The sequence below is a fragment of the Pseudomonas sp. Q1 genome (genome assembly GCF_009935975.1).
Lineage (GTDB): Bacteria > Pseudomonadota > Gammaproteobacteria > Pseudomonadales > Pseudomonadaceae > Aquipseudomonas > Aquipseudomonas palleroniana.
Genome location: NZ_QODI01000022.1, coordinates 42,133 through 55,502, shown reverse-complemented (window position 1 = coordinate 55,502; position 13,370 = coordinate 42,133). Strand labels below are relative to the sequence as shown.

Genomic DNA, 13,370 nt, shown 5'->3' with positions numbered 1-13,370 from the left:
GGGTTCCGATGAGTGGGCCGAAGGTTTTCAGACTCTAGACGAAACATCAGGGCTGCCAGACGGTTTTCACCCCGCTGAGCTTACGATCCAGAAACGTCGCCGCACTGATCAGCGCCAAATGGCTCAATGCTTGCGGCGTGTTACCCAAATGCCGGGCCTGGCCGTCGAACTCCTCGGCATACAAGCCCAACGGGTTGGCGTAGCGCAGCAATTGTTCGAACTCCAGGTGGGCCTTTTCCACTTGCCCTGCGCGAGCCAAACATTCGACATACCAGAACGAGCACGCCACAAACGCGCCTTCGGTCCCTTGCAGGCCGTCGATCTGGCTGTCGTCGTTGCGATAGCGGTACACCATGCCGTCGCGGACCAGGCTTTTCTGGATCGCTTCCAGGGTCGACAACCAACGCGGGTCGGTGGCGGCGACAAAGCGCACCAGCGGCATCAACAGCATCGAACCGTCCAGCGCCGTGCTGCCGATGTGCTGCACAAAATGCCCGCGTTCTTCGTTCCAGAAGTTACTCCAGATATCGGCGTAGATTGCCTGGCGGGTCTGGTCCCAGCGTGCGAAGGGGGCGGGCAGCGAGCGTTTGGAGGCCAGGCGGATCGCGCGGTCCAGGGCGACCCAGCACATCAGTCGTGAATGCAGAAAGTGATGTTGCTCACCGCGCATCTCCCAGATGCCGACATCCTTCTGGTTCCAGATCTCACAGACCTGATCGACGACTTCCACCGTGTGTTTCCAACCTTCGTGGGAAATGGCTTCACCGTATTTGTTGACCAGATACACCGCATCCATCAACTCGCCGTAGATATCCAGCTGGATCTGATCGAACGCTTCGTTGCCGACCCGTACCGGCCTGGCGCCCCCATGGCCACTGAGGTGGTCCAGTTCGACCTCGGGCAACTCCTGGCGCCCGTCAATGCCATAGAGGATATTGATTTTGGTCGGTTGGCTGCAGCAATCACTGACCCGGCCCTTGAGCCAGCGCATGTAGGCGTTGGCCTCCTCGACGAAGCCCAGGCGCATAAAGGCGTAGACGGTGAACGAGGCATCCCGGATCCAGGTGTAGCGATAATCCCAGTTACGTTCGCCGCCCGGGGTTTCCGGCAGGCCGAAGGTGGCGGCGGCGATGATTGCGCCGTGTTTGCGCGAGGTCAGCAGTTTCAACGCCAGGGCCGAGCGATTGACCATTTCGCGCCAGCGCCCGCGGTAGTTGGATTGGGCAATCCAGCCGCGCCAGAACTTCAAGGTGCGTTCCAGGTACAGGTCGGTACAGCCGTTGGTCACGCGTGGATCGTCTGCGCCGCCCAGCACGAATTCGGCGCCTTGTTCCTGACTGAGGCTGAATCGGGCGACCGCCGAATCCTCTTCGAGAGTCAATGGGTGGCTGCCGACCAGGCGCAGGTCGGGCTGGCCGTCGGCAGCGAACAGCACGCCGCCCGCTTCGGCGCGGGCGCGTGTCGGTGCCCGGGCATAGTCATGGCGCACGGCGCAGCGCAGGTGAATCGTCGCCGTGCCGCTGACCACCCGCACCCGGCGAATCAGCAGCGGCAAGTAGTCGACCTCTTCACTGACGGTCAACAGATCGGTGATTTCCACCACGGCTTCGTCGCTCAGCCAGCGGGTTTGCAGCACATTGGTGTCGGGCAGGTAGATCTGTTCGCGGCGGGCGTTGGGCAAGTCGGGGGCGAGCTGGAAAACACCCGCTTCAGGCGTACCCAGCAGCGCGCAGAAGATCGATGGGCTGTCGAACTCCGGCCAGCAGAAAAAATCGATGCTGCCCTGGTCGTTGATCAAGGCGGCGCTGCGCATATCGCCAATGATGCCGTGGGCATCGATCGCACTTTGAGGTTCGTTCTGGAAATCAACCATTGCCACGGAACTCCGGATAAAGGCTCATGCCGCCATCGATGAACAGGGTGCTGCCCACCACATAGTCCGACGCATCACTGGCCAGCCAGACCACCGCGTTGGCTACATCTTCCACGTCGCCGACCCGACCGTAGGGAATCAGCTTGAGCAATTCTTTCTCGGCCGCGCCTTCGGTGGCCGCACGATTGATCGCCGTACGAATCGCCCCCGGCGCGATTCCATTGATGCGGATGCGTTGCTCACTGACTTCCTGGGCGAGGGTGCGCATCAGCATCTCGACGCCGCCCTTGGACGCCGCGTAATTCACATGGCCGGCCCACGGAATGACCTGATGCACCGAGCTCATGTGGATGATTTTACCGGCGGCTCGCGACACGCCCTCACGCACGCCCTGGCGATTGAAAATACGCACGGCCGCACGCGCGCACAGGAACTGGCCGGTGAGGTTGACGCCGATCACGGTGTTCCAGTCGTCGAGGCTCATGTCCACCAGGTTGGCGTCTTTTTGCAGGCCGGAGTTCGCCACCAGAATGTCGAGGTGGCCGAAGGCGTCGAGGGTCTGGGCGAACAGGCGTTCGACGTCGGCCTCCTTGGACACGTCGCCAGCGAGGGCAATCGCTCGGCCGCCGTTGGCGTTGATCTGCGCCGCCAAGGCTTCAGCGGGCGCGGCCTGGGAGTTGTAGTTGAGCACCACCGCCGCGCCGGCCTCAGCCAGCGCCTTGGCCGCTCCTGCGCCGATGCCGGAACTGGCGCCGGTGACCAGCGCCACTTGTTGCTGCAAGGAAATCTGCATTGCGCACCCACGTTCGAAGAGAGTCCTTTTTGAGGACAGGCTCTGCGGCGTACAAGTTCAGCTTCCAGGAGAAGAAAGCGCTCGCAGCGTCTACGAAGCCCGGGGTGACTCAAACAGGCTGACCAGGCTATGCGGTGTTTCGTTACCAAAGATCAACTCGTGCAGTTCATTGCTTTCAGCCGCCGCTTGTGCGCTGCGCTGGAACATGGCCTGTTCGTATTCATGCAGGGCTGTTTCGACGTCATCAGGGTGTGAAGCAATAGCTTTGCCGAGTTCGGCCCCGTCGTATAAGGCCAGGTTGGCGCCTTCGCCATTCGGGGCCGCAAGGTGTGCGGCATCGCCAATCAGTGTGACTCCAGGCACTCGATTCCAACGGTGCTCAATCGGCAGACTAAAAAGCGGGCGCCATACCCATTCGGTATCGCTTTCTGTGATCAGTGCAGTGAGGGCAGGGCACCAGCCTGCAAACTCCTGTGCGATCCGCGCGGCCGCGCCTGCTCGGTCGGTGAAGTCGATGGCGGCAAACCAGCTTTGCGGTTTGGTGAGCATTATGTAGGTGTGAAGCGTGGCGTCAGGCTCGCGGTGTGCCTGGATCCCTTTTCCTGGTTGAAGTGCGAACAGCGCACCGGCACCGACCGCGTTGGCTGTGGCGGGATGCCGGGCGTCGCAGTCATAGAGGTAGGTTTCAATGAGCGAGCGGCCCATGTACTCGGGGATAGCCTTGCTGAGCAGCGGCCTGACCTTTGACCAGGCACCGTCCGCACCTATCAGCAGGTTGGTGACAATGTGAGAGCCGTCGGCGAATGTCACCTCATGCCGGCCTTCGCCGAGGGGACGCACGCTATTGACCTTGTGGCCCCAACGCACGGTACCGGCCGCAAGTGAGTGGAGAAGCATCTTGCGCAGCTCGCCGCGCATGACCTCTGGGCGACCGCCGCTGCCGTCGTCGGGTTGGTCGAACAGAATTGTGCCTGTGTAATCAAGTACGCGAGTCGCCTCGTGCCCCTCCAGGATCAGGGCGCGGAAATCGTCAGCCAAACCCGCAGCCTGCAAGGCCAGTTGGCCGTTGTAGTCGTGGATGTCGAGCATCCCGCCTTGCGCGCGAGCGTTTGCCGATGGCTCAGCTTCATAGACGGTGGCGGTGATGCCGTGGATGTGCAGGACACGGGCCAAAGTGAGACCGCCCAGGCCTGCGCCGATGATGGTGACGGGGATGTGCATAGTGGACCTATTGAATGTGCGGTTTCTTTCGAAAAATTAGACCCAAGAGATTACAGAAAAGGACGAACATGCCATTTTTGTCGTTTTTTCTGAAAGCCACCACTGGCCGAAGCAAGCCATTTGCCCTGTTTAATGGGAAACATTACTATTTACACCCCCGTCTTCCCAGTGCTCACGCGATGATTCCCCAGCCGCCCCGCAGAACAGGCTTTTTCGAGCACTACGAAGAATTGGTCGGCACTTGGACACGTCGCCTGAGAAACCGTCAGCATGCCGAAGACCTGGCCCACGACACCTTCGTGCGCGTGCTCGAGTCGAGTTCCGCCGAGGTTGAGCAGCCGCGTGCCTATCTGCATCAAACGGCGCGCAATATCGCGGTGGACGCGTATCGCCGGGAAGACCGCCGGGAGGCTATGGTCCTGGATGCCTTTGACCAGCCTTCGCCTCATCAGGGCGATCCGGAGAATTACATGCATGCCATCCAGCTGGCGGAGTCCGTCGAGCGGGCCTTGGCCGAGCTGCCGCTCAACTGTCGCAAGATTTTCATCTGGCAGAAAATCGAAGGCCTGACCCAGCAGGAAATCGCCGATCGCCTGGGTTTGTCTAAAAACATGGTGGAAAAGTATATGATCCGCACCCTGCGGCATCTGCGTGATCGCCTGGATGCGTTGGCCCCATGACTCGTTTTGAAACAGGACCTTCAACGATGGATAGCCGTGCTCGCGACGAGGCCGCGCAATGGTTTGTACGCTTGCAGGACGCCGGGCTGAGCCACGAAGAGCGTCAACGTTTCGATGCATGGCGAGCACAGCGGCCCGAGCACCAATACGAATTCGATGTGTTGCAAGGGGTGTGGAGCGCTGCGGACCTGTTACCCAAGGCGCGTTTGCAGGCGCTGTGTGACGCCCCGGTGGCGCGGCCCAAAGGGCACGCTGCCTGGCGTTATGCGGTGGCCGCGAGTGTGGTGGCGGTCGCCTTGGGGTTGGGCCTGTTCAGCGGGCTCGATCATCCAAAGCCTTACAGCGCCGAGTTCAGCACGCGTGTAGGCGAGCATCGCCAGGTCGCCTTGCCCGATGGTTCGATAATGGACCTGAACAGCCGCAGCGTGGTTGCGGTGCATTATGAAAAGGGCCGCCGCGCAGTGGAGTTGAAGCAGGGCGAAGCGATGTTCAGCGTGGAGCATGACACCCGCCGTCCGTTTGTGGTGGCCGCCGGGGCAGGGCAGGTGACAGTCACCGGTACGCGTTTCGATGTGCGCCGAGATGATGACCAAACCCGTGTGGTGGTCGAGGCCGGTACGGTCAACGTCACAGGGCGTGCGTCGGATCAACTCGTGACGCTGACGGCGGGCCGCGCCACTCATGTCGATGCCCAAGGGCAAGTCGCCACTGCCTACGCTGTGAATGCCGATGAACTGACGGCCTGGCGCAGCGGGAAGCTGGTGTTCAACAACGCCACACTGGGCGATGTGGCGCGCGAGGTATCGCGTTACCGCGAGCGGCCGTTGCGGGTCAGCTCGACTGCGGTGGGTAACCTGCGCTTGACCAGCGTGTTCAAGTCCAGCGATACCGATGCCTTGCTCAAAGCCTTGCCGCACATATTGCCGGTGGCGGTGCGCGCTTTGCCGGACGGCAGCCAGGAAATTATTTCACGCTGACATTCAGGTTTTTTTCGAGTTCTTCGTCTTCTCCTGCAACTGCAACTGGTTTGCATTAACGGATGCGCACTCTTGCGATCACAGGACTAGGTTCGACGTGAAAAAACTTGCCGTGAACAACAATAAAATTTCCTGCTGGGCGCCTCTCGCCCTGGCACTGGCGGTCAGCGCCGCGTTGCCGGCAGCCTACGCTGGCGATGGTATCCACATCCGCGCCCAATCGCTGGGCGCGGCGCTGAGTCAACTGGGCCAGCAGACTTCCCTGCAAGTGTTCTTCAGCCCTGACATGGTCGCGGGCAAACAAGCACCCGCCGTTGACGGCAACCTTTCACCGGAACAGGCCCTGCGCCAATTGCTGCAAGGCAGCGGCCTGGATTACCAGATCGACGCCGGTTCCGTGACCTTGCGCCCAGTGAGCAGCGGCACGGGGGAAGCCGGCTCACCGGTTGAACTGGGTATTACTGATATCAAGGTGGTCGGCGACTGGCTGGGGGATGCCAATGCCGAAGTGGTGCAGAACCATCCAGGCGCGCGCACGGTCGTGCGTCGCGAAGCCATGGTGGAGCAGGGCGCCATGAACGTCGGTGACGTGCTGCGCCGCATTCCCGGCGTGCAGGTGCAGGAAGCCAACGGCACGGGCGGTAGCGATATTTCCCTCAACGTTGGCGTGCGCGGACTCACGTCGCGCCTGTCGCCACGCTCCACCGTACTGATCGATGGCGTACCGGCGGCTTTCGCCCCATACGGTCAGCCACAGTTGTCGATGGCCCCGATTTCCTCGGGTAACCTCGATAGCATCGACGTGGTGCGCGGCGCCGGCTCCGTGCGTTATGGGCCGCAGAACGTCGGCGGTGTGATCAACTTCGTGACTCGCGCCATTCCCGAGAAGTTCTCCGGTGAAGTCGGCACCACCCTGGAAACCTCGGCGCATGGTGGCTGGAAACACATCGAGAATGCCTTCGTCGGCGGCACCGCAGACAACGGCATCGGCGCGGCATTGTTGTACTCCGGCGTCAAAGGCAACGGCTATCGCAGCAGTAACAACTCCAACGATATCGACGACGTGATCGTCAAGACCCACTGGGCGCCGACCGACCAAGACGACTTCTCGCTGAACTTCCATTACTACGACGCCAGCGCCGATATGCCCGGCGGCCTGACCCAAAAGCAGTTCGACGCCAACCCCTATCAATCGGTACGTGACTGGGACAATTTCAGCGGGCGCCGCAAGGATGTTTCCTTCAAATACATCCGTCAGATCGATGACCGTACCCAGGCGGAAGTGTTGACCTACTACTCCGACAGTTTCCGTGGCAGCAACATCGCCAACCGCGACCTGAAGACACTCGGCTCCTATCCGCGCACTTACTACACGTTCGGCATCGAACCCCGGGTGTCGCATGTTTTCGACGTAGGCCCGAGCACCCAGGAAGTCAGCCTGGGTTATCGCTACCTCAAGGAAGGCATGCACGAGCAGGCGACCAGTCTCAACCTGGTCAACAATGTGCCCACGCCAGGCGGTCAAAGTGATGGCCATGTCTATCAGGACCGCACGGGCGGCACCGAAGCCAATGCGTTTTATATCGATAACAAAATCGATGTCGGCAAGTGGACCATCACTCCGGGCATCCGCTTCGAAGACATCCGCACCGAATGGCATGACCGTCCGGTTGTCGCCCTCAACGGCAAGCGTACCGAGGAAAAACGCCGCGAGGTGCATAACAACGAACCGTTGCCGGCCCTGAGCGTGATGTACCACCTTTCCGATGCCTGGAAACTGTTCGCCAACTACGAAACCTCTTTTGGCAGCCTGCAGTACTTTCAACTGGGCCAGGGTGGCACCGGCAACCAGACCGCCAACGGCCTGAACCCGGAAAAAGCCAAGACCTACGAGGTCGGCACGCGCTACAACGACAGCGTGTGGGGCGGCGAAGTGACGTTGTTCTACATCGACTTCTCGGATGAGTTGCAGTACGTCAGCAATGACGTAGGCTGGACCAACCTCGGCGCCACCAAGCACACCGGCATCGAAGCCTCGGCCCACTACGATCTGTCCAACCTCGACTCGCGCCTGGACGGCCTGACCGCCAACGCCGGCTTCACTTACACCAAGGCCACCTCCGAAGGCGACGTGCCCTTCAAGGGGCGTGATTTGCCGCTGTACTCCCGTGAAGTGGCTACCCTGGGCCTGCGCTACGACATCAATCACTGGACCCATAACCTGGATGTCTACGCGCAGTCCGGCCAACGTGCACCCGGTACTGGCACCACTTACATCACCCAGGGCACGGCCGATGGCCAATACGGCGATATCCCGGGGTATGTCTCGGTCAACCTGCGCAGCGGGTATGACTTTGGTGAGCAATTGTCCAACCTCAAGCTTGGCGTCGGCGTGAAAAACGTCTTCGACCAGCAGCACTACACGCGCTCCAGCGACAACAATGCCGGGTTGTACCTGGGCGAACCTCGAACCTTCTTCGTACAGGCCAGCGTCGGGTTCTAGAGCTGCATTGAGTGGAAAATCGCCGCCGCCCCGCACTGGGACGGCGGCGATTTGCGTTTTGCTCCTTACCTCCTGAGAGGTTCTTCCTACCGCTGCCTGGAATTCTTCAACGCTGTGAGGAACCGATATCTGCGCGCTTGCCACATAAGATTGGCCTGCTTGCGATTGACGATTGCAGCGAGGCAAGACGCTCAATACACAGCACTGGAGAACCTTATGTCGATATCCGCATTCAATCAGACAGTCGCTCGTTCACCCGCTCAGGCTGAGCACGAAACTGCCGGTTCCCGCACGCCATCCAGTGCGCGCCGTCCAGGAGGCATGAACTACGCGCAAGCGGGCAAGCATCACGGGCCGGTATTCGATACGCCTGTGCAACGACCTTTCCCTGGTCATTGCCACTCTTCATGCCCGCCCCAGCGACCGCAACCAGAGCCAGGTCCACCTCAGCGCCCGCTGCCTGTGGGCGTACAACCAAACCCGGGGCCACCGCCGCGTCCCAATCCGGCTCAACCCTCGGCCCTGGCCCAACAACTGCTGGATAATTACAGTGCGTTCAAAATGCCGCCGTTGCAGCGCGTAACGGCCAACGGCGTGCGGGAAATGGCCAAGCAGGCGTTGACGGGGGATCCGGTCAAAGACGCGAATATTCGCTTGGCGCGAGACTTGCTGAGCCATCCTGGCCTGTTGGAGGCCCTTGATCGAAATGGCAAGACCGGTATTGAGGATGGTTATTTGACCAAAGCCAATATCAGAAGCTTCATCAATTCCGATAGTCCCTTGAAACTTCACAATGACAAGCAGCTTGTTGAAGAACTGCTTGCTCAATTCAGTCAGTTGGCCACCGGCTATTTTCCCCGTTCGATCAAGCTCGACAGGCTGGATCATCTGGCGATGCAACCACTGACGGGCAAGCCATCCCAGGACAAGCTCATCCATTTGGCGAAGGAGCTGAGTGTACGTCCTGAACTCAAGGCGGCGATGGATAACCTTTTCCAGTCAGAGCGTGATGGTGCGATCTCCCGCGCAGAGTTGAAGAAGTTGCTGGCGGCGCTTGGCTAGAGCTGTGCAGGACACACCGTTCAATTACACAGGAACCCTTCACCAAGATTTACCACGAAGAGAACATCTACCGGTCGTTGGTCACCTGTGGATGTTCTCATCTATTGAGTCAGGCCCTGGCACATGAACTCGACATCACTTGAACCTCGCCATTCCCAGTACAGTGTTTCGACGCTGCCCGCGTCAGCCCAGGAGGCCACCGCTCAGAAGAACTTGAAAGCGCTTGCGGTCAATCTCAGTTCCTCGCCAAAGAGCAGCTTCAAGGCGCCCACCGCCGAAGACTTCGACAGAGGGGCCAGGCCGTTTGCAGATGAGCCGGTATCCCGTCCCGCGGGGTCAATCTTCGCGATGTTCTGGAGCAAATTGTTACGCCATGAGCGCTAGTTGTTTTTGATGCGCAGACGTTATCGAGAGTCAGCCTGGACGGCTTGGGCGGTTACAAATGCTCAAGTTTTACCAGGGATATTCCTCACCGGGAGCGGCGATTTTCCGGAACCATTATTTTTCGGCAACCACACAACCCAGGCTTATGCAGCGCTGGCTCTCAAGGCGTTTGAGACGGTCAAGCACTCGGGCTCAGGTTACGGAATCTAAATAGGGTGGGTATGAAGCATGACTGACGGGATCAACAATCCAGGCCGCCGGCTGCCTTTTTCATGGAGTGCGCCCGCTACGGGCGCGGGTGCCCCGGCGCTGGGAAAATCTTCTGCGCCAGGTCTGTCCTCCAATCATTTTTTCATCGGCGGGATGAGCGGGGCCGATCCGCAGGTTGACGGCCCATCTGCCTTTGGGCGTATGACCCCTGCTGCAAACCCCTACGCCAGCTGCGACGATCATATGTTGGCAACGGCCCTGAAAAACGAATTTTCCATGTTGGACGCGTTCAAGAAGGACGGAAAGCTGAGCCAACGTGCATTGCAGCAGATTGCGGGTGAAGCGCCGAACCAGAGCGCAGTAGCCGAGCGCATCATCCTGTTGGCCCGAGAGATACTCAACCGTCCCAGGCTGAACGAGGCGATTGTCGCCAATGGCGGTTTTATCACCACAGACAGCCTTTCCAAGGCTGCCGATTCAAGGGTCGGTAACACCCACCCGGACAGGCATAGCGCAGACCCCTTTCATTCCAAGACCGACGCAGAGGTCGTCAGGGCATTCAGGGCAATGTTCGATGAGCTGCGCGACACAGCCGAGGACTACAGTTTCTTTTTTGAGAAACACCGATATGTGAAGACCGACAAGCTGATCGAGATGAGCCAGGACCCTGACGAAACCGATAAAAAGGGTGACGTTGTGCGGGATGCGGCCACCGGGTTTCCCAAAAAAAGATACAGCGAGCAACAGGTGTACCTGGCCAGGAATCTGGTTGAGCGCTCGGGCTTGCTGGCGTCGCTGGAGAGCAGCAAGGCCAACGGCACGCGTTTTTTTGGTAGCCACAACACTGAGGGATGGCTGAAGAACTACAGCATCGATCGGTGGCTGGAAAATGACAGGAAGGAGAAGGGCAACTGAAGGGCGCTGATCAGCGCCTTCAACGTCCCCCCCATTCCTGCCGGTTTTCGCGTTAAACCCGCAGTATTTTGCCGCTGACCGCCACCGCCGCCAGCAACCCACCGATCAACAGAAAGGCGGTCGCCAGGCTGCTGCCATGGGCAATGAAGCCGATCACGGCGGGCCCTGCCAAAATCCCCGCGTAACCCAGCGTGGTAATCGCGGGCACGGCAATGTGTTCGGGCATGACGTTCTGCTTGCCGACGGCGGTATAGAGCACCGGGACGATATTCGAGCAGCCGGCGCCCACCAGTGCATAACCCAACAGGGCCATTTCCCACGCCGGGGACAGTGTTGCGAGGAACACGCCGGCGGCAGCCAGCGAGCCACCGATCACGATCACCCGGGTGGGCCCCAGACGACGTACGATCGCGTCACCGGTCAGGCGCCCGGCCGTCATCGTCAGGGCAAATGCCGCATAGCCAAGGCCCGCGTAGGCTTCGTCCAGGCCGCGCTCGGCACTGAGAAACACGGCGCTCCAGTCGAGTACGGCGCCTTCGGCGAGAAAAACGATAAAACACAAACTGCCAATAAACAGCACCACCCCGTGGGGAACGGCAAACGCCGGCCCCGAGCTTTCACTGCCATAGGGCAGCAAATGCGGCCCGGCCTTGAGCAAGGCCAGCCCCATGATGACGATCACCACCAGGGTCGCCTGCAGCGGCGAAAAGCCCAGCCCCAGCAGGGCGGAAACCCCCGCTGCGCCAACAATACCGCCCAGACTGAACAAGCCATGAAAGCCCGACATCATGGTTTTACCGCTGGCGCGCTCTACGATGACCGCTTGAAGGTTGACGGTTGAGTCCACGGTGCCCAAGCCTGCGCCAAACAGAAACAGCCCGGCCATCAGCAGCGGAATCGAACTGACCGTGGCCAGTATCGGCAGGGCCAGGCAGATCATGAGCGTGCCGGCGCTGAGCACCCGACGGCAGCCAAAGCGTGACGCCAGTACGCCCGCCACCGGCATGGCGAGAATCGAACCCACCCCCAGGCACAACAACAGCAGGCCAAGCGTGCCTTCATTGAGTTGCGCACGTTCCTTGGCGTACGGCACCAGTGGCGCCCAGGCGGCGATGCCGAAGCCGGCAATGAAAAAAGCGATACGGGTCGACATTTGCTCCAGCCGCCCGGGAACCACGGGCGCTGGGGTGGGGATGGCAGTCATGAAGAAATCCTTGGTTTTGCGTTCAATGAACGATGTCCGGCGACACATCCTTGCACATCAAGCCCGGTCGAGCGAGCCGGGCTCGTTCGCATTAGCCCATGGGATATTTTTACAACGATGGAACGCCTTGGACGACGGCGACCACATACAGGCTATCCAGTGTGTAGGAGGTGGTCTGGAAGGTGTGTAATCCCTGTGAGGACTGATGAACCCCAGGCTTCTTGCAGCGGGTTACCACCTTCCAGGCCACTTCCCACACCTGGGGTGTTCTGTAATACGCTGCCGCCCAATCAGTAGGTAACCGTATGGACGAACCGATGAAAACTTCCAGGCAGCTCGCCTCATGATCCAGTTCTACGACGCACGCGGTAATATCTATGGGGTGGTCAGCCCGGCTGACTTGCGCAGCCAGGGCATCGACGTGCCAGGCAGCGCCGAGTTGGCGGCGAACACCCGGCTGGCATGGGCCGCGTCGGCCATCGCATCTGAATGTGGCTGGGGGACGACGCCGCGTCCGGCGGGTGCCAAAGCGCATCGCTGCGATGGTTTGCTGGTCGGACCGTTTCAGGCTGCGCCACCGTTTGACCTGTTGATCGTCAACACTGACGGCACACTCGCGGAGCGCAGTGGCAATGGGCTGACCATTTTTGCCCAGGCGCTGACCGACTAGGGCCTGATGGCTCAAGCGTGTGAACTGCGGGTGCATCACGATCAGCCGGCTGCCGCGTCCCCCGTGACCACTGCTGTCGAGCCGGCGATCTACGAACAGGTCGAGGGCTTTTGGCTGGCCCTGGGGCAGCCTGCGTTCGGACCTGCGGCGGTCGGCGCCAACGACATTCAAGCCGTCTCGGTGCGGCACCGTGAGTTCAGTCGCGTAGCGGCCTTGGCCACCATCGACCCGCAATGGGCATGCAGCCAGTTTGTGCGAGTGGGCAACCCCCATTGCGTGACCTTGGTGGAGCAGGTCTCGGCTTTGCCGGAAAACCCCGCGATGCACCAACCCGTACTGTTTGAGCGCTTGCAAGCGATAGCCTTCGCGCCGCCCGTCGGCAAGGGCCAACCCTGCGTGGCTGGCGTCAACCTGCAATGGGCTGCGCGAGCCTCGGGCAACCGGGTAATCGCACGGGTGTTCGAGCGGGGCGAGGGGCCAACGGCGTCTTCGGGGACCAGCGCCAGCGCGGTGGCCTGCGCAGCGTGGCGCGCAGGTTGGATTGACGCCGCTGAAGTGGCCGTGGTGATGCCGGGTGGCACAGCGCCTGTCCGTTTGCACGCAGAGGCGCAAACACTGGTGAGCGTCAGTCTGTTCGGCGCCGCACACCGGCAGCGGTAAGCAGGGAGTAACAGTGGATAGCTTGGAGTGTTGTCTGCTGTTTCGTAATTGATTAGTTGTATTGGTAAGTTCAGATGTAAGAATTTTCTTGTTTTAGAAGACGTGCTTATTGAGTGTATTAATTATTTTGTAAAAGTCATTTCCATCTCTGTCGTACGAAACTTCTTTTTTATTTCTGAAGAGCCGAATTTTCCCTGAAATCGCTAAGCTTCAAGGCG

General features: G+C 60.2%; 9 protein-coding genes and 1 pseudogene. 6 read left to right on the top strand and 4 right to left on the bottom strand.

Annotation, left to right across the window (positions count from 1 at the left end; genetic code table 11):
• Positions 1–46: 46 nt before the first annotated feature.
• From DK870_RS26745 to DK870_RS26735, 3 genes are all read right to left on the bottom strand, one after another.
• Positions 47–1,873 (bottom strand): glycoside hydrolase family 15 protein, encoded by a 1,827-nt coding sequence (locus tag DK870_RS26745; protein ID WP_161550190.1) that lies wholly within the window; start codon positions 1,871–1,873, stop codon positions 47–49.
• Positions 1,866–2,666, bottom strand: coding sequence for a glucose 1-dehydrogenase (locus DK870_RS26740; protein ID WP_161550189.1), 801 nt, complete (start codon positions 2,664–2,666; stop codon positions 1,866–1,868). Before DK870_RS26740 ends, DK870_RS26745 begins: the two co-directional genes overlap by 8 nt.
• 90 nt (positions 2,667–2,756) lie before the next feature.
• Entirely contained in the window at positions 2,757–3,887 is a 1,131-nt protein-coding gene (locus DK870_RS26735; protein ID WP_161550188.1) for an NAD(P)/FAD-dependent oxidoreductase, read from the bottom strand.
• Positions 3,888–4,066: 179 nt separating this feature from the next.
• Here DK870_RS26735 and DK870_RS26730 point away from each other — a divergent pair, with 179 nt between their 5' ends.
• The 5 genes from DK870_RS26730 (at position 4,067) to DK870_RS26710 (ending at position 10,618) form a co-directional block, all read left to right on the top strand.
• Positions 4,067–4,567, top strand: coding sequence for a sigma-70 family RNA polymerase sigma factor (locus DK870_RS26730; protein ID WP_161550207.1), 501 nt, complete (start codon positions 4,067–4,069; stop codon positions 4,565–4,567).
• A gap of 26 nt (positions 4,568–4,593) precedes the next feature.
• Complete coding sequence (locus DK870_RS26725; RefSeq protein ID WP_161550187.1) at positions 4,594–5,544, top strand: FecR family protein; 951 nt, start codon at positions 4,594–4,596, stop codon at positions 5,542–5,544.
• A 97-nt stretch (positions 5,545–5,641) separates the two neighbouring features.
• Positions 5,642–8,047 carry a TonB-dependent receptor gene (locus DK870_RS26720; RefSeq protein ID WP_161550186.1) on the top strand — a complete coding sequence of 802 codons (2,406 nt, stop codon included), beginning with the start codon at positions 5,642–5,644 and terminating at the stop codon, positions 8,045–8,047.
• Positions 8,048–8,368: 321 nt separating this feature from the next.
• Complete coding sequence (locus DK870_RS29785; protein WP_256679932.1) at positions 8,369–9,109, top strand: hypothetical protein; 741 nt, start codon at positions 8,369–8,371, stop codon at positions 9,107–9,109.
• Positions 9,110–9,721: 612 nt separating this feature from the next.
• On the top strand, positions 9,722–10,618 hold the full coding sequence (locus tag DK870_RS26710) for a hypothetical protein (protein WP_256679931.1): 897 nt from the start codon (positions 9,722–9,724) through the stop codon (positions 10,616–10,618).
• 52 nt (positions 10,619–10,670) lie between these two features.
• Here the strand turns inward: DK870_RS26710 and DK870_RS26705 are convergent, their stop codons facing one another.
• A complete protein-coding gene (locus DK870_RS26705) occupies positions 10,671–11,822 on the bottom strand; it encodes an MFS transporter (RefSeq protein ID WP_104996108.1) in 1,152 nt (383 codons plus the stop codon).
• Between the two features lie 343 nt (positions 11,823–12,165).
• On the opposite strand from DK870_RS26705, the pseudogene DK870_RS26700 reads away from it, so the two are divergent.
• Positions 12,166–13,152, top strand: a pseudogene (locus tag DK870_RS26700) (diaminopimelate epimerase).
• The last annotated feature ends 218 nt before the right edge of the window (positions 13,153–13,370 follow it).

Coding starts and splice junctions, on each gene's coding strand:
- DK870_RS26745 (WP_161550190.1), bottom strand. CDS start 1,873: ATGGTTGATTTCCAGAACGAACCTCAAAGTGCGATCGATGCCCACGGC.
- DK870_RS26740 (WP_161550189.1), bottom strand. CDS start 2,666: ATGCAGATTTCCTTGCAGCAACAAGTGGCGCTGGTCACCGGCGCCAGT.
- DK870_RS26735 (WP_161550188.1), bottom strand. CDS start 3,887: ATGCACATCCCCGTCACCATCATCGGCGCAGGCCTGGGCGGTCTCACT.
- DK870_RS26730 (WP_161550207.1), top strand. CDS start 4,067: ATGATTCCCCAGCCGCCCCGCAGAACAGGCTTTTTCGAGCACTACGAA.
- DK870_RS26725 (WP_161550187.1), top strand. CDS start 4,594: ATGGATAGCCGTGCTCGCGACGAGGCCGCGCAATGGTTTGTACGCTTG.
- DK870_RS29785 (WP_256679932.1), top strand. CDS start 8,369: ATGAACTACGCGCAAGCGGGCAAGCATCACGGGCCGGTATTCGATACG.
- DK870_RS26710 (WP_256679931.1), top strand. CDS start 9,722: ATGACTGACGGGATCAACAATCCAGGCCGCCGGCTGCCTTTTTCATGG.
- DK870_RS26705 (WP_104996108.1), bottom strand. CDS start 11,822: ATGACTGCCATCCCCACCCCAGCGCCCGTGGTTCCCGGGCGGCTGGAG.